Source organism: Pedobacter suwonensis, assembly GCF_044762335.1.
Lineage (GTDB): Bacteria > Bacteroidota > Bacteroidia > Sphingobacteriales > Sphingobacteriaceae > Pedobacter.
This window is the reverse complement of sequence record NZ_JBIWEB010000003.1, coordinates 266,032-281,075: the sequence shown is the minus strand read 5'-3', so window position 1 is coordinate 281,075 and position 15,044 is coordinate 266,032. Positions and strand designations below refer to the sequence as shown.

Annotated in this window: 16 protein-coding genes; 10 read left to right on the top strand and 6 right to left on the bottom strand. The window is 41.6% G+C overall.

Annotated features, from left to right (window positions below; translation table 11 throughout):
• Window positions 1-67: 67 nt before the first annotated feature.
• The gene (locus ACIQXP_RS07115) at window positions 68-211 is read left to right on the top strand and encodes a hypothetical protein (protein WP_293742977.1); all 144 of its coding nucleotides are present in this window, start codon (window positions 68-70) and stop codon (window positions 209-211) included.
• A 7-nt stretch (window positions 212-218) separates the two neighbouring features.
• Window positions 219-941 (top strand): type 1 glutamine amidotransferase domain-containing protein, encoded by a 723-nt coding sequence (locus tag ACIQXP_RS07110; RefSeq protein ID WP_293742976.1) that lies wholly within the window; start codon window positions 219-221, stop codon window positions 939-941.
• Window positions 942-1,081: 140 nt separating this feature from the next.
• Here the strand turns inward: ACIQXP_RS07110 and ACIQXP_RS07105 are convergent, their stop codons facing one another.
• Window positions 1,082-2,272, bottom strand: a complete 1,191-nt coding sequence (locus ACIQXP_RS07105; protein WP_387504975.1) for an FAD-dependent oxidoreductase — start codon at window positions 2,270-2,272, stop codon at window positions 1,082-1,084.
• 73 nt (window positions 2,273-2,345) lie between these two features.
• Window positions 2,346-3,056, bottom strand: a complete 711-nt coding sequence (locus tag ACIQXP_RS07100) for a helix-turn-helix domain-containing protein (protein ID WP_387504976.1) — start codon at window positions 3,054-3,056, stop codon at window positions 2,346-2,348.
• 303 nt (window positions 3,057-3,359) lie between these two features.
• Here ACIQXP_RS07100 and ACIQXP_RS07095 point away from each other — a divergent pair, with 303 nt between their 5' ends.
• Entirely contained in the window at window positions 3,360-5,033 is a 1,674-nt protein-coding gene (locus tag ACIQXP_RS07095) for an alpha/beta fold hydrolase (RefSeq protein ID WP_387504977.1), read from the top strand.
• A gap of 163 nt (window positions 5,034-5,196) precedes the next feature.
• On the opposite strand, the gene ACIQXP_RS07090 is transcribed toward ACIQXP_RS07095, so the two are convergent.
• Window positions 5,197-5,322, bottom strand: a complete 126-nt coding sequence (locus ACIQXP_RS07090; RefSeq protein ID WP_387504978.1) for a hypothetical protein — start codon at window positions 5,320-5,322, stop codon at window positions 5,197-5,199.
• A 91-nt stretch (window positions 5,323-5,413) separates the two neighbouring features.
• Between ACIQXP_RS07090 and ACIQXP_RS07085 the strand changes: the two genes are divergently transcribed.
• Window positions 5,414-6,313, top strand: coding sequence for an SDR family oxidoreductase (locus tag ACIQXP_RS07085; RefSeq protein ID WP_293742971.1), 900 nt, complete (start codon window positions 5,414-5,416; stop codon window positions 6,311-6,313).
• A gap of 426 nt (window positions 6,314-6,739) precedes the next feature.
• Window positions 6,740-8,269 (top strand): L,D-transpeptidase family protein, encoded by a 1,530-nt coding sequence (locus ACIQXP_RS07080; RefSeq protein WP_387504979.1) that lies wholly within the window; start codon window positions 6,740-6,742, stop codon window positions 8,267-8,269.
• Here the strand turns inward: ACIQXP_RS07080 and ACIQXP_RS07075 are convergent.
• Window positions 8,266-9,060 carry a murein L,D-transpeptidase catalytic domain family protein gene (locus tag ACIQXP_RS07075; protein WP_387504980.1) on the bottom strand — a complete coding sequence of 265 codons (795 nt, stop codon included), beginning with the start codon at window positions 9,058-9,060 and terminating at the stop codon, window positions 8,266-8,268. The genes ACIQXP_RS07080 and ACIQXP_RS07075 overlap by 4 nt on opposite strands.
• A gap of 237 nt (window positions 9,061-9,297) precedes the next feature.
• Between ACIQXP_RS07075 and ACIQXP_RS07070 the strand changes: the two genes are divergently transcribed.
• Window positions 9,298-10,119, top strand: coding sequence for a glycosyltransferase family 2 protein (locus tag ACIQXP_RS07070; protein WP_387504981.1), 822 nt, complete (start codon window positions 9,298-9,300; stop codon window positions 10,117-10,119).
• Here the strand turns inward: ACIQXP_RS07070 and ACIQXP_RS07065 are convergent.
• Both ACIQXP_RS07065 and ACIQXP_RS07060 read right to left on the bottom strand, forming a co-directional pair.
• A complete protein-coding gene (locus ACIQXP_RS07065) occupies window positions 10,116-11,162 on the bottom strand; it encodes a glycosyltransferase (protein WP_387504982.1) in 1,047 nt (348 codons plus the stop codon). The two genes, ACIQXP_RS07070 and ACIQXP_RS07065, sit on opposite strands and share 4 nt — an antisense overlap.
• Before the next feature lies 1 nt (window position 11,163).
• The gene (locus ACIQXP_RS07060; protein WP_387504983.1) at window positions 11,164-12,234 is read right to left on the bottom strand and encodes a glycosyltransferase family 4 protein; all 1,071 of its coding nucleotides are present in this window, start codon (window positions 12,232-12,234) and stop codon (window positions 11,164-11,166) included.
• Window positions 12,235-12,315: 81 nt separating this feature from the next.
• Between ACIQXP_RS07060 and ACIQXP_RS07055 the strand changes: the two genes are divergently transcribed.
• The 4 genes from ACIQXP_RS07055 (at window position 12,316) to ACIQXP_RS07040 (ending at window position 15,019) form a co-directional block, all read left to right on the top strand.
• A complete protein-coding gene (locus tag ACIQXP_RS07055) occupies window positions 12,316-12,684 on the top strand; it encodes a DUF3253 domain-containing protein (protein ID WP_387504984.1) in 369 nt (122 codons plus the stop codon).
• A 150-nt stretch (window positions 12,685-12,834) separates the two neighbouring features.
• The gene (locus ACIQXP_RS07050; protein ID WP_293742964.1) at window positions 12,835-13,224 is read left to right on the top strand and encodes a response regulator transcription factor; all 390 of its coding nucleotides are present in this window, start codon (window positions 12,835-12,837) and stop codon (window positions 13,222-13,224) included.
• A 294-nt stretch (window positions 13,225-13,518) separates the two neighbouring features.
• Window positions 13,519-14,121: a DNA alkylation repair protein gene (locus tag ACIQXP_RS07045; protein ID WP_387504985.1), complete on the top strand. Its 603-nt coding sequence runs from the start codon at window positions 13,519-13,521 to the stop codon at window positions 14,119-14,121.
• Window positions 14,122-14,320: 199 nt separating this feature from the next.
• Window positions 14,321-15,019 carry a DUF1826 domain-containing protein gene (locus ACIQXP_RS07040; RefSeq protein ID WP_293742962.1) on the top strand — a complete coding sequence of 233 codons (699 nt, stop codon included), beginning with the start codon at window positions 14,321-14,323 and terminating at the stop codon, window positions 15,017-15,019.
• The last annotated feature ends 25 nt before the right edge of the window (window positions 15,020-15,044 follow it).

Sequence of the window (15,044 nt, the reverse complement as noted above, 5' to 3'; positions counted from 1 at the left end):
GCATATTATTCATTTTACTGAACTATTTATGTCCGGCGCTGTTGTTATTTAAACTAAAATCATTGTTATGGTAGACCCTAAAGAAAAGGAATTGCAAACACAGGAGGAAAATGTGAAGCAGCAGGATAAAACCGACCAGGATTCAAACTGGAACGAACACCAGCGTGTTGATGAAGAAGGAAATGAACTAGAACCCGATGATATTAAATAAGGCTTTTATGAAGAAGATATTGATGGTATTAACATCACATAGCGGGATGGAAAATACTGATGGAAAAACAGGTGTTTGGTTAGGTGAGTTCACAGATCCCTATTATGAGTTTATAGATGCAGGTTATCAGGTAAATTTAGCCAGTCCAAAAGGAGGGAGGCCTCCCGTAGATCCGATGAGTGAATTAACTGAACATGTAACCGGCGCTAACCGTAGGTACAATGACGATGAGGCAGCGAAAGCAGCCTTTTCGCACACCCAGGTTTTAGATCAGATCAGGTCTGACGATTACGATGCGGTGTTCTATCCCGGAGGCCATGGCCCAATATGGGATCTTGCACAAGACAATAACAGCGGAATTTTAATCCTTGATTTCCTGGATGCTGGTAAACCGGTTGCTGCGGTATGTCATGGGCCGGCGGCATTGATCAGTGCAGAAAGACAACGTCCGGGTTTTTTAAAGGGAAAAATCGTTTCAGCTTTCAGCAATACCGAAGAAACTTTGGTGGGCAGAAGTGGCAATGTACCTTATCTGCTTCAAACTAAACTGGAAGAACTCGGTGCTGAAGTAAAAACAGCTCTTGTGCCATTTTTATCGCATGTGGAAAAGGACGGCTTGCTCGTTACCGGTCAAAATCCATTATCGGCCGGCCCAACGGCTAAGGCACTTATCGATCTGTTGAATGAGACGGCATCCAACGATAAATTACCTGAAGTTACTCCCATTTAAATTCTACATCACGTGAACCCGAAATTTTTAAATTTCGGGTTCACTTCTGGGTGATTAACATACTTAAATGTCATTTTAAGCGGTATAAGAAAAAAGCAGTTATTCATAAATAAAATGCTGCAATTCTACCGCGTATTATTTCAAACATTTCCATCATTACCGAAAACCTGTATAAGTTTTTGGATGGCTTCTTTGTTTGGTGAAGCGAAATCCTCAATCCCTTCTACGGTCTCTTCACAGATAGGAGAAGCTCTTGCAAACATCCTATCTTCATAAGCCCTTAACGCATATTCGATATTTTGATAAGTGCCGTTAGTCAGGCACTCGCTTAGGTCAAGCGCATCCAGCATCGCCAGATTTACACCCTCGCCGTTTGGCGGCATCAGATGAGCGGCATCTCCCAAAACCGTAATGTTGGGTTTGGTTTGCCAGCGTAGTGTTAACGGATGATAATGAAGTGGCCGGTAGGTAAAATGTGTGCAGGCACTGAACATTGTATGAAATGCCAGATGCCAGCCATCATAAAAATTATTGAGATAATCACTTACTTCCCTTGAAATACGGAAATCTATACCACTAACTTTTTCCCAGTTTTCCGGGTACATTGATGCTGCATAAAAGGTCAGGCCACCGTCGCCCCTTGGCTGTACCATCAGCATCTTTCCCTGTCCTGCTGCCATAAGGCTTCCATTGTTGATCATGGAGTACAGTTCAGAACAAGCTGTTTGTGGGGCATCAATCTCTCCCTGAATGATGCTGGCACCCGAATACACTGACTGGATATCTGTTAGGTATTCCCTGACGCCGGAGCGATGCCCGTCACAGCCGATAACCAGATCCGAGCTGGCATGAGTGCCATTTTTGAACTGCATTTCCCATCGCTCGTTACTGAGAGACAGGTGAATCAGCTGACTGTCCCAGACCACCGTACCCGGTAGTAACGAATCGATCAGGATATCCCTAAGGGCACCCCTGTCAATTTCGGGACGAAAATGTTCATCGCCGAACGTATATCGGCCACTTTGAAAATAATCATCCGCTAAAACATTCGCATTTTCATCTACTAACCTGAAACTGTCTGCCCCGCGCATATATCGGGCCTTAAAAGCATCCATCAGTCCCGCTGCTTCAAGCACTTTCAGTCCTGAATGATAGTGCAGGTCCACAATTGCACCCTGTACGCGTGCCTTTTGATTAAGATCTCTTTCGTATACATTCACGTGAGCACCTTTAAGCTGTAATAATCGCGCAAGGGCGAGTCCGCCAGGTCCTCCACCAACAATAGCGATATCAATTCCGTTTATTAAATTTATTTTTTTTGAAGTTTCCATATGGCTTGTTTAATAGCACAAAGGAACGTCATGTAATGCGTTTAAAGAATGTCTATACGGCGTAAGTATAGGACTATCCGCGGTTTTTATTCCGGAAGTATAACGGTTTTGATCCGGTTACTTTTACGAACAGCCTTATGAAATAGGAATAATCATCATAACCAAGTTCAATTGCGATTTCTTTTACTGATTTGTCTGAATGATAAAGAAGCCTTTTAGCTTCCAACATTACGCGTTGTTGGATATTGTTTGAAAGCGATTGCCCTGTAGCAGTCTTTACACATTCATTGAGATATGAGACAGAGATGTTCAGGAAATCTGCATACAATGCCGGACGCTTTACGGTTTTGTAACGAAGGTCTAATTCCTTTCTGAAGGCTCTGGCTACGATATTAAACCTGGTGCGGTTTTCAGTAAGGCTGGATTGGGCCTGATATAGTGAACTGGTGAGTGCGGCCAGGCTATTAATGATCTCTATCAGTGTGGAACGATATAAGTTTTCGTCAGGTTTTGTGTAAAGGTTATGAGATAGACTAGCCACCTGCAAAAAAATGGCAAGTGTTTCATTGCTCAGTGCCAAAGCACTTGCCGGCATCAGCTCGTTTAACATCCTTAGGTACTTAGGATGGAGGTTTTCCTCCGCAATAATCCAGGTACTGAGTTCGGCTTTTTCAAATGCGATGAGTCGGTGAACCTGACTCGGATGGAGGTAGATGATTGCAGGAGCCTGAATGCTGCAGATTTGAAAATCTATCTCAATATTGGTGATTCCGTTTTCCTGCAATATAAAGGTATAGCCATCATCACGATGGGGCCTGCTAACCTGCTCATTGTCAGGAAACCCATCAAAGTATTTTTCTTAACATCATGATGCCCCGGCTGGTGCCATTTGGTAAAACGTTAACCGGGATGTCTTGTGCTTTTTTTGCCATAGCCAGAATAAAACAAAGATATTAGAAATTTAGATCAAAAGCTTTATGCTGGTATTGTTGATCAGTATAAGTAAATGTTGTGGAATCCATCGGGTAAAGTTATTTTTTGGGTGTATTGATGCAACCAATCTGATTGGTTTAATCATCTCGTTAATATGGAAATAATAATACATCTTTTTAAAAAACTATATTTTACGTTGCTAGCGCTGTTTATCTTCATTAATGCAAACGCACAATACATATTGACCGGTGTTGTAAGAGATTCCAACCGGCAACCCGTTCCGCATTGCTCAATAGGTATTAAAAATAGTAAAGTCGGTACTGTAGCCAGTGGCTACGGTATGTTTAAACTGGTTATCCCGGATAGCTTATCACAAAGTCCTGTAATCTTCAGCGCCGTTGGTTTTAATGACCAGCAAGTTGGGCGTTCAGAATTCAAACCCGGAATGTTGGTTACCCTTAAAGAAAAGGTTTTTGATATGGCTGAAGTGGTTATAAAAGGGAACAAAATGAAGGAGCAGCTTATAGGGCAGCGATCCAGACCGATGATAACTTTTTCCAGAATGTTTGACAAAAATGTTCCAAGTATTGAACAGGGAAATATTTTTGAGATCTATCATCAGACTGTACTTAAAGCTTATAATTTTTACATTATCCCCAGCTCAAAATACGCTTCTATTACCTTAAAGTTTAATCTATATGCGGTAAAAAATAATTTACCAGACAGCAATCTTTTAAGAAAACTTATTACCTATCGGACTACTTCTTTAGGCTGGCAAAAAATAGATCTTGCACCACATCATCTGAATTTTGACGGTTTGGATCAGATTGCCGTAACCCTGCAGCTTGTTGATTATGTGCCAGACAGTAGTGGAAATTTTATTTTTGGGGTTTCAGCAAAAAAGACCCTGGCTAAGGATCTTCTTTTCCGATATCAAAAACAGGGAAACTGGGAAAACAGTGCGGGAACGTTTATTGCTAATCTTGATATCCGATACCAGAAAGGAGGGGAAAACCTAAAGCCGCAGGAAAATTCATTGGCTGATAACAGTCCGGAGATCGCGATGTTAGCAGATTACTATCAGCACAAGCGGGAATCCATTAAAAGCGGCTACGGAAGGAATAAGAGAGGTAGTTATATTGATCTTGGCGATGCAAGAATTTACACTGAACAGTATGGTAAAGGAGAACCGTTGATACTTTTACATGGAAATAATGGAAGCATAGCAGATTTTTATCGTCAAATACCCTTTTTTGCAAAGCACTGCAGGGTTATCGCCATTGATACCAGAAGCCAGGGAAGAAGTACTGATTTATCTGAAGAGCCATATAGTTATGACAAATTTGCTAACGATTTATACAAAGTGCTTATCGCGTTGGATTTGAAAAAAGTGAATATCATTGGCTGGAGCGACGGAGGGAATACCGCATTAAGTTTTAATCTGGCACATCCGGATATGGTCAGCAAAATTGTAACCATAGGTGCCAACCTTTATCCGTCTGGTATTTCGGATAGTTTGATGGCCTCTTTTAAACATCAATTGCTGGCGAAAGCCCCAAGCCAAAACCCCAGATTGATTCAGCTAATGTTGGCGCAACCTAACATGACTCCTGAACAATTGCAGCAAATCCAAAACCCTGTATTAGTTGTCGCTGGAAGTAACGATGTAATTAAAGCCGAGCATACTAAGCTCATTGCAGCCAGTATAGCTAAATCCCAGCTGGAAATCGTGCCGAATGCCACACATTATGTGCCATTTGAGCGACCAGATTACTTGAACAGGCTTATTTTTAACTTTTTAGCTCCTCCGTTCAAAAAGGATAAGTAATATCAATTGATTGATCGTTAAAATGCAGTTATTGGCTTTTTGTATTTTGTTTTCATGTACAAACAAGCACGGTTAGGTATTGAGCAGAACTATAGGAAACGAGTGTTAAAATCCAATACTCTGATATGGCAAAAACAACATCTTGATTATCAAATTAAGCAGGTTACCAGGCTTTTTTTACCGCTACCTGAACAACAACAGGGATCATGCCGGGCAGTTCGCTAAAAATCCGATGGCGCAGATTATTATCGGGCAGGAAAACGTTTACAGTGGTAACTGTTAAGTCCATTCTTCACAGGATTAATGAATTTAAATGAAAATAATTTGAACAAAGGCCATTTTAGCCTTGTTGCTTTAAGCAAACATCAAAATATTTTACTATGAAAAATGAACAAAATACAACATTAAAGAATCCGTTGGAGCAATATCCTAAACCTCCCTTTCAGCGCCAGCCACAGCAACCTCCCGGGCTGGCCAGTAAAATGAGCCCTCAGCCAGATCATGGTGAGGAAAGTTACCGAGGTTCCGGCAGGTTGAAGGGCAGAAAAGCTTTAATCACAGGCGGAGATTCCGGTATTGGCCGGGCAGCAGCCATAGCGTATGCACGTGAAGGTGCTGATGTGGTAATCAATTACCTGCCTGAAGAGCAGACTGATGCCGATGAAGTAGTTCAGCTTATTACCGATGCAGGGCAAAATGCATACGCTATCCCTGGTGATATTACCAGCAGCGAATTTTGCAAGCAATTGGTCAATGATGCGGTAGAAAAACTGGGCGGCCTGGATATATTGGTAAATAATGCTGGTAAACAACAGGCGGTTGACTCACTTTCTGAATTAAGTGAAGAGCAATTTGATGCCACGATGAAAACGAATATTTACGCCCCGTTCTGGATTACCAAAGCTGCATTACCACACTTAAAACCTGGATCGGTGATTATATCAACCAGTTCAGTACAGGCATACGACCCTTCAGAAAACCTCTTTGACTACGCACAGACCAAAGCAGCCAATGTGGCTTTCGTAAAATCGTTATCAAAACAACTTGGTCCTAAAGGCATTCGTGTAAATGGCGTGGCACCGGGCCCCGTATGGACTCCGCTGCAAACCAGTGGCGGCCAACCACAGGATGCAATTGAAAAGTTTGGCGAACAAACGCCTTTGGCGCGGCCAGGCCAGCCAGCAGAGTTGGCATCAATTTATGTGCAATTGGCAGATGATAGCGCAAGTTACGCAACCGGACAGATTTACGGTGCAGCTGGTGGAAGCGGGCATCCTTAATCGATCAACGCTCATCCTGAGGGATAAATTATTGCATAAACATTAATGTAAATGATATGATCGTCATCTCTACCTCAGTAGAGAGATCTTTTAATTTGATTTCGGTCAACTTAATCCAAAGATCTTTCCACTTCGCGTTGCTACGGAGATGACGATTCTTTTGTTGGGGCTGTCAATGGTCGCTTGGAGCAAATTTTTTTGAAATGTTTTAAGAGGTTTTGATATTTCATTAAGCTTATTATGGGCCTGGCTCAACGTGAACAATTCAAGTCACAACTTTAATTTTTTTAAATACATTTTATCAGAAGTGGAATGCCGCGCTTTTGTAAACCTCTTAATCTTAATTTCTTGAAAAAATAAATCATTAATTAACAGGTGATTATGTGGTTTGTAAAAACAATTTGACGAAAAACCAATTATATGAGCATGAAAAATAAACAAGTACCTAAACTTTTGAGAAGCCTATTGATGCTTTTACCATGTTTGATACTAATGGAGGCCTGTAACAAGCCTAAATCAAAAACTGGTGCCGAACTAACCAAAATTACCGGTATTAAATTGTATAAAGACCTTGATGCTGAGGTGTTGAACGATAAATTGAAAGCGGCATTAAGCAAAAGAGGGAAATCGATGTCGAACCCAAAATTTACGGAGCAAATTTACGAGCAGGCAGATTACCAACCGGTTTTAATAGCTAAATTTCTTCCCGACAGTGGATTAAAAAATGCAGCGAAAAAAATTAGTGCGGCAGAAGAACACGGTCTTTCGGCTGAAAACTTCCAGGCCGCTAAATTTAACGCAGCGTTAGAGAAAATTTACTCCAAAATAGAGGTAAATACGATTGATAAAGCTTATGATGCGGTTATTGATCTCGAATTGATTGCAAGTGGCGCTATTACCGATTATGCGGCGGCTATGCAATACGGAATAGTAAGCCCCAGAAAAATATTTGCACAATTTTACACCAAGGTACTCCGACCAGATTCCATTTCGTTTAAAAAGCCATATCAAACCAGTAGCATCACAGCTTTTTTAGATAGTATCCAACCCAAATCTGAAGCCTATAAAACGCTACAGACTGCGCTGAGTCAGAAAATTACCGCTCCTGGTCATTCTGCTGAAGAAACGAGGCGAATTATAGAAGTAAATATGGAACGCCTGAGATGGCACACTGCCAAACAGGAAGATAAGTATGTATGGGTAAATATACCAGCTTTTGAACTTCAGGTAATGGAAAAACAAAAACCGGTTTTAAGCATGAAGGTATGCGTGGGGGAAGGGCGCAATACCGGACAGTCAACCTCTTTAACTGAATATGATGAAAACGACCTGAAAAAAGACCGGGCATTTAATCGGGAAACTCCTCAACTGAAAAGTATGATCCATAGTGTGCAGGTTAATCCGGTTTGGAATATCCCTGAAAGTATAGCCAGTAATGAAATTGTGAAGTATGCCTCTCAAGACCGTTATTATTTAAGCAATAAAAATATTGACGTTTTTTATAAAGGAAAAAAGGTTGAGGATACGGAGACTATCGACTGGTCTGCACCTGATGTAGGAAAAACCTATACCTTCAAGCAGCAGCCGGGCGCCGACAATTCGTTGGGTAAAATCAAATTCCTTTTTAATAACCAAAGCAGTGTCTACCTGCATGATACACCAGCCCAAGCAGCCTTTAACCTGGCGGTGAGGGCGGTAAGCCATGGTTGTGTTAGGCTGGAAAAGCCTATGGAACTTGCCAGGGTGCTTTTTGGTCCGGGCGGAAAATTCGATAAAATTAAAGAAGGAATGCAAAGCAAAGATCCAAAAGCCGAAAACATTTCTCTTCCTAAACAGGTTGCGGTATACCTGGTCTACTTTACCTGCTGGAAAGATTCAAATAGCGGTAAGCTGATGTTTGCCAATGATATTTATGGTCAGGATGCTGTACTTTATACGCACTTGAATAAGGCTTAGTCCATGTGGAACTGGCCCTGATCAGTGTTATTGTTCAGGGCTGGTAGCGCAGCCAGTGCGGCCTGCTTCTCATCCAGGTAACGGGAAGCATATTTCTCTGCACTTTTATTGATAAAAAGCACACTTCCTTCACCCATTGCACTGATCAATTGATCGGATAGTTTAGGATTCACCGCCGGACAACCCTGACTGCGTCCTAAACGCCCTAAAGCCTCAATGGTACCCTGGCTTACATATGGTGCACCATGAATGACAATGGAACGCATTCTCGCATTATCATTATATCCTGCATCCATACCATCTAAGCGGAGCGATCTTCCATGGGCGCCTACGTATTCTTCACCGGTAACGTAAAAGCCGATACTGCTGCTATACGAATCGTTTTGGTTGGAAAATGTTACCGTTTCATCTTCACCACTGCGCTGCCCATGTGCCACCCAGGTATTTAATACAATTCGCTTTTTACTTAAGTCTAACACATAAAGCCTTTTCCTGGTGCTTTTTTGATCAAAATCTGCAATACTTAAAAGTGCATGCTCAGATAATCTACCAGCTTCCTTAAGGTTATAATATCCTGTAAGTGCTTTTTCAAATACAGGGTAGGTCAAACCAGAATCTTTTAAATGAACCTGGTTATAAAGTGATTTTGCATACGCATCATAACTCGGTTTAATTGGGGTTGAAACCCTGGCAACGGTTTTTAGATGCCCGATTTTTTTACCACTCGTAGCCAATAAGAAAAAGCTTAATGATAAAATGATGCAGAAGATGCTCAGAATATATTTTCTCATAGATAACTAGTTGAAATGATTTAAGTAGGGCTTTTTTGCTATAGGCTGTTTGGATTTGATATGTAACAAATATACGACATTGGTAAGCAATTTGCCGAAATAAGCAAAATGCTGACAATCATATGATGATGATAAAAATCGGTATGGTGTGTTAAAATACTCCCTTTCTACTATTTAAATAATGTCTACAAACAGATTCTGCTAAACTTTTTGACCTTTGTAATGGTTAATTATAATATGGATATCTCACTGGTTACGATTGTTAAAAACCGACGTACTGCACTCGTTAATATGGTTCTTGGATTGGAACGCTGCACACCAAAACCAACTGAACTCGTAGTTATACATATGAATGAGGAACCCTATCAAATGCCATCCTCAACTTTTCCTGTCAAACAGCAAGTGGTGAACAGCGTGCATCAACTACCGCTGGCAGCGGCAAGAAATGCTGCGGTTTCGCTAGCATCTTGTGATCACGTAATATTTCTCGATGCTGACTGTATCCCGGCACCAGATTTTCTTTCTCTTTATATTGAAGCTTTTTCCAGCGCTGATTCACTTATTTCAGGTCGTGTACGATATTTAACCGCTAAGGCGATGGAAAAAAATGACTTTTTCGAACGTCTGATGGAATATAGCATAGCAGATCCTATCCGTGAAAATATTGATCAATATCCTTATGAACTTTTTTGGTCGCTTAATTTTGGCTGTAGGAAAACCACTTTTAAGGAAATTGGCGGATTTGATGAGCTTTTTATCGGTTATGGGGCAGAAGATACCGACTTCGCTTTTTCCGCTAAAGCAAAAGCAATACCGATGATTACTATAAGCGCAACAGCCTTCCATCAATATCATCCAAGTTACGACCCTCCAATGAACCATCTTTTAGACATCATCAGCAATGCAAAGGCTTTTCAGGGAAAATGGGGTATCTGGCCTATGGAGGGCTGGCTAAGCAAGTTTGAACGAGCAGGATTAATTAGATGGTCTAAAGATAGTCTTGAATTAAAGCGCATGCCTTCAGCCCCGGAAATTGAAACTGCGCTTAAATTAACTTAATTGTGCTGAAAGACGGTGCGGTGGGTATGCATTAAATAGGCTGCAGCACGTTCAGCTGCATCACTGCTGATTAATCCATTCCAGTTGGGGCGACTGGCTAACGAGTTTTCAAGTATTTCTTCCCAATCAACCCTGAATATCTCAGAAGCGGGGATGTGTACTGCGAGAGCCAGGTCTTCGATAATACGTGCTTTTTCTTCCTGTTCTTTAAACGGACGTTCTTCGGATACGGCAATGAAACGTTTATTGAGCGAAGCACATTCCATCACCGTGTTATGGCCGGCATTGCCTATTACAAGGCAGCAGTTTGCCAGAACAGTGCGGGGATCTTCCAGCTTTCCGTAGAAATGTAAATTATTGATGTTTTTCGAACTGTGGATATTGCCTACAATATGGAATATCCATTGCCGGCATTGAACAGACAGATGTTCCAGAAAATGGTTGTTTATACTTGTGCCACCACTTCCGATCAGTACGGCTACATTCTGTTTGCTGGCATCAGACAAATCTGCACTTGGTGCAAACCGGCTAAGCCCGCCAGTGTAAAAGGTTTTGTTGCTGATCCATTCCGGCACCTGGCCAGACATCCGCTCATCAAACGGGGCTAATAATCCAATCGCATTGCGGTAGCAGATTTGATGTGGTAAATCATCTCGCAGGCCATGCTGCCTCACCACAATCGTGGGTACGCCGCAGAGTTTCGACAGCATAGCAACTTCAACCGAAACATCTACAATAAACAGCAAATTAGGGTTACTGGCCAAAAAACTGGTGATTGTGTTTACCCGTTGCAGTTGTCCGTTAACATTTAGCGGTGCATAATGCAGCCCGACCGGGCTTTGATTCACAACGTCAAGATCCTGATCGCCAGGCGTATCCATCGGTAGGGAAATGAGCTTTATGTTGTTAGGAATCAGTGATCTATACTGTTCAAGCCTGCTTCCCAGAAAAGCGATGTGACAATTTTTAAGTGCAGAAGCAATCGCCAGGCACCGCATCAAATGGCCTGATCCATGGTGATGAACGTAAAAAGCGATTTCCATATCAAGCTACGCTTTTTACGGTCTCTGTTAACAATATTTCGTAAGCATCGATCATCCGTTCGATATCCAGGTTTTCTTCTGCCTGGCGTCGGCAGGTTGCCCGATCCATATCAACAGCCTTGGTTATGCAGTTTGCCAGTTCTTCAGGATCGTTGCTGCTTGTTAAACAACCCGTTCCGGCAGTTACCAGATAGGGAAGTGCCCCACGCGAGATCCCCGCTACGGGTGTACCGCAGGCAAGGCTTTCGGCCACAACAAGACCAAATGGTTCATCCCAGCAGGGAGTAATGAGCGCGCATCTGGCATTGCCTATTAATTCATTAAGTGTTTCATGGCTGCAGTTTCCCAGCAGTTCCACACCCTCACCAAGCAGCGGCTCAACATAAGTCTGAAAATAATGTGTATCAGCAATACTGCCGGCCAGTTTAATTGGATATCCTGCTATTTTTGCGGCTTGTATAGCAATGTGTGTGCCTTTATCAGGATGGATCCTTCCAAACCAGACCACGTAATTTCCAGTGGGTTTGGCATAAAACTTCCATAATGAAATATCCACACCATTACAAATCACCTCACAATGATTAAGAAAAGGTTGCCACGCAAGCGCATTGGGTTTAGAAACACTCACGTAACGTATTCGGCCTGTTTTACGTTCTTGTAACATGGCCCGCTTCATTTCAAAAATAGGAGGCGTATGTAGTACGGTAACCATTGGCGTGGTTGTGATGGTAGACATGGTAAGCGGAACATAATTAAGGCTGTTGTTGAAGATCACATCATGTTTGCGGCCGTCTATATCCTGCATCAGTTCCAGATAAGCATGGTGTGTAGATATAAAATCTTCACTAAGTTCATGAGACCTGAACCTGCTTAGCGTTTCCCTGTCGTAATCTACATCGGTAAGTATCACATTAACATTGAGGTCAGGATCGCTCAGTTCGCTTGCATATAAGGTAACCGTATGCCCCCTGGCAATGAGTCTTTTAGTAATTTCGTAAGTGAAAGCCTCCAATCCGCCCATATATGGCTTGCGGATGGGATGTTTTAGATGTGCTATTATTCCGATATTCATTGGGATTTTTAAAGTTGCTACAATAAGAACTTGATAAAACGCTGAAAGTTTTGAGTAATTCTAAAGCCGAATGCTTATTCTGTGAATTGGTATATTTTAAATCTCGATAATGTATCTGCAACATATTGTTTTACCGTTTACTGGTCTGGTGCTGGCATTCTTCAAAACCAATTGGAGATGGCTTGCGTTTTAGTGGTGATGCAAGGAAAGAAAGAAATAGCAGAACGCATATTGGCCGTGGCTGAACAGCGGGGGGCTGATAAAAGCACCTGCCCATCAGAAATTGCCAGAATGCTCTTCCCCGGTCACTGGCGGGAACAAATGGCGGCCGTTATGGAGGTGGCGATAGACCTTTGCAATAATGGAAAGATTTTAATTACCCAGAAAGGTAAGGAAGTAGACGTTAAAAAGATTAAGGGACCTGTTCGAATTAAACAAGTGTTGGGCTGAACCCTTTTCCTGATTGAAATATCATGCTTATCTCTAAATCAATCCATTAATTTTGCAGGATTGGTAATCACCATCCTGACTTGAATAAATGAGTATGTTTTACGCGGATGGTTAATTGTTTCTAAATTCATAAAACCAAATGGCATCCAAATGGTTATATTGATACACATGGGAACGATGATGAAAAAGAAAATAATGGTTTTAGAGGACGATCGTGATATCAGGGAGATCATAGGATTGTTATTGGATGAAGAGAATTATGAGGTTAAATTATATCCTGATATACGGAGCTTTAGAAAAGATTTGCTTTTTACTGATCCGAGCCTGGTGATTTTGGATGTTCGCCTGCCTGATGGCAGTGGCCACGACTTGTGCCGGGAGGTAAAAAATGATCAGCGTACACTTGGTGTTCCGGTGCTGATGATGTCTGCACATTGCTCTGTAGCAGAGGTTAACAGAAAATGCTATCCAGACGATTTTATTGCGAAACCTTTCAGTATCGATGATTTTGTAGCCAGGGTGAACGCTGTGGTAAACTAAACGTTTATAAATATTTTGAATAGATGATTGTCTGTTGATCGATCATAATAAAGCTATTGATAAGGCTTCGAACCGGACTTTATTATAGGCAGCATATTAGGCATACCTTTGAAGTTGAGCCCGTTTTACTGTTAGGCTCATTTTTTCTATTACGGAATGGGTTGATTTTTGACCCAAAAATTGACCAGGGATGTATTTAAGATCGTATATTTGAGTAATAGATCTCAGGTTAGAATATCGGATACACCGGCCAGGGACGGACAAGCAGTACAATAATAACCTATGCCTTGAGGAATGATACCGTTAATCATTGACCATATCAAGCAAATCGAACATGGATTCAGGCACATTATCGATGCCGGCGACCAGATTTTTGCAATTCAGGATGAATCGCATTACGACCTTGCGCTTCAGTTTTTAGCCGATGATAGTTATCAGGTAAGGATGCTGGCCACCTATATGTTAGGAATACTCTCGCCAACCCACCCGGAAGCACTTTCGCTCCTTGAAACACGCGTGGCAGATGATCAAAACTGGCGGGTACAGGAAATGCTGGCAAAAGCTTTCGACCAATATTGCAAAATTATAGGTTACGGGAAAAGTATTCCAGTGATTAAAAAATGGCTTTCAGCGCCTAACCCGAATGTAAAAAGAGCAGTAACCGAAGGTCTTCGCATTTGGACGGGCCGTCCTTATTTTAAAGATTATCCGAAAATTGCCATTGCGCTGATCGGTACAAACAAATCTGATGATAGCGAATATCTGAGAAAGTCAGTAGGTAATGCCCTTCGCGATATCAGCAAGAAGCATAAGCAAGCCGTTTTGGATGAAGTTTCGAAATGGGATTTGACAGATAAAAAAACTGCATTTACCTACCGGCTTGTTATGGGAAAATAAAGTATAAAACTTAATAAAGCCTGTCTTTAGGTTTATCATAATCTTATAATGATATTGTATCAGTTGATAAGATTGGACAATAGTCAAAACGTTTAAAATGCGTTGCCCAGTTATTCTTTCTAAAAATAAGGTGATTTTCACCTTGTCTTTTAACGTAATCCCTACTTTTGCAGCAAATGGTTGTGTGATTTAAATATAAATGGAAAACAAATTTTCTGAAAGTACGCAGGTTACAGTGGTCTCCACTTTTTCTCAACTGATGGATACGGCTTTTAAGGGCGACCTGAATGCGGTATGCTGGCAGCGAGACCTATCAGGCGATTTTAAAGAAATTGTATCTAAACTCAAACTAAAAACAAATCTTACGGAAATTTCGATGGATGAACTCCGGGCGCTCAAACTTTCAGAACCGGGAAATATCGCAAGAACACAGATCATGCACGATTTTGAACGCTTAACAGAGGCTGGTGCGTCACCTTCGCTAAATTTAATTAAAAGTTACGAGCGTGATGAAGAATTCGATTTCATATCAACAGATGTATATTCTTTTCATGTAGATCGTTCGCCCGTTGGTACTGATACTTTTTTATGTACTTATTATGGGGCTGCGAGTGAAATCTTACCTAACGATCAAGCTGAACAAAAAGTTTGGGTGCCGGAAATCAGACAAAAGCTTAGCGAATTGCACGAGGGTTCAGAGGACGAATTTGAAAGCTTTTTGACGGAACATTATTTTGACCTGCATTACCAGGCTAAAACAGGTGCAAGGCCTGTAAAATTGGAAGTAGGCCATTTGTGGAGACTGGCCGTAGCTCATCCTGATCAACAATGTTTACCCTGTATCCACCGGGCACCGCTGGAAAAAGAGGGAGAGTGCAGGTTGTTGCTCATCTGCTAATTGGTTAGCTTAAGTTTCACAAATA

Bases quoted from the DNA above. Each gene is read 5' to 3' on its own strand.
- ACIQXP_RS07065 (WP_387504982.1), bottom strand. From the start codon at position 11,162: ATGGAAATCGCTTTTTACGTTCATCACCATGGATCAGGCCATTTGATG.
- ACIQXP_RS07050 (WP_293742964.1), top strand. From the start codon at position 12,835: ATGGTTATATTGATACACATGGGAACGATGATGAAAAAGAAAATAATG.
- ACIQXP_RS07080 (WP_387504979.1), top strand. From the start codon at position 6,740: ATGAAAAATAAACAAGTACCTAAACTTTTGAGAAGCCTATTGATGCTT.
- ACIQXP_RS07110 (WP_293742976.1), top strand. From the start codon at position 219: ATGAAGAAGATATTGATGGTATTAACATCACATAGCGGGATGGAAAAT.
- ACIQXP_RS07075 (WP_387504980.1), bottom strand. From the start codon at position 9,060: ATGAGAAAATATATTCTGAGCATCTTCTGCATCATTTTATCATTAAGC.
- ACIQXP_RS07070 (WP_387504981.1), top strand. From the start codon at position 9,298: ATGGATATCTCACTGGTTACGATTGTTAAAAACCGACGTACTGCACTC.
- ACIQXP_RS07115 (WP_293742977.1), top strand. From the start codon at position 68: ATGGTAGACCCTAAAGAAAAGGAATTGCAAACACAGGAGGAAAATGTG.
- ACIQXP_RS07045 (WP_387504985.1), top strand. From the start codon at position 13,519: ATGATACCGTTAATCATTGACCATATCAAGCAAATCGAACATGGATTC.
- ACIQXP_RS07085 (WP_293742971.1), top strand. From the start codon at position 5,414: ATGAAAAATGAACAAAATACAACATTAAAGAATCCGTTGGAGCAATAT.
- ACIQXP_RS07060 (WP_387504983.1), bottom strand. From the start codon at position 12,234: ATGAATATCGGAATAATAGCACATCTAAAACATCCCATCCGCAAGCCA.
- ACIQXP_RS07040 (WP_293742962.1), top strand. From the start codon at position 14,321: ATGGAAAACAAATTTTCTGAAAGTACGCAGGTTACAGTGGTCTCCACT.
- ACIQXP_RS07095 (WP_387504977.1), top strand. From the start codon at position 3,360: ATGGAAATAATAATACATCTTTTTAAAAAACTATATTTTACGTTGCTA.
- ACIQXP_RS07105 (WP_387504975.1), bottom strand. From the start codon at position 2,272: ATGGAAACTTCAAAAAAAATAAATTTAATAAACGGAATTGATATCGCT.
- ACIQXP_RS07090 (WP_387504978.1), bottom strand. From the start codon at position 5,322: ATGGACTTAACAGTTACCACTGTAAACGTTTTCCTGCCCGATAATAAT.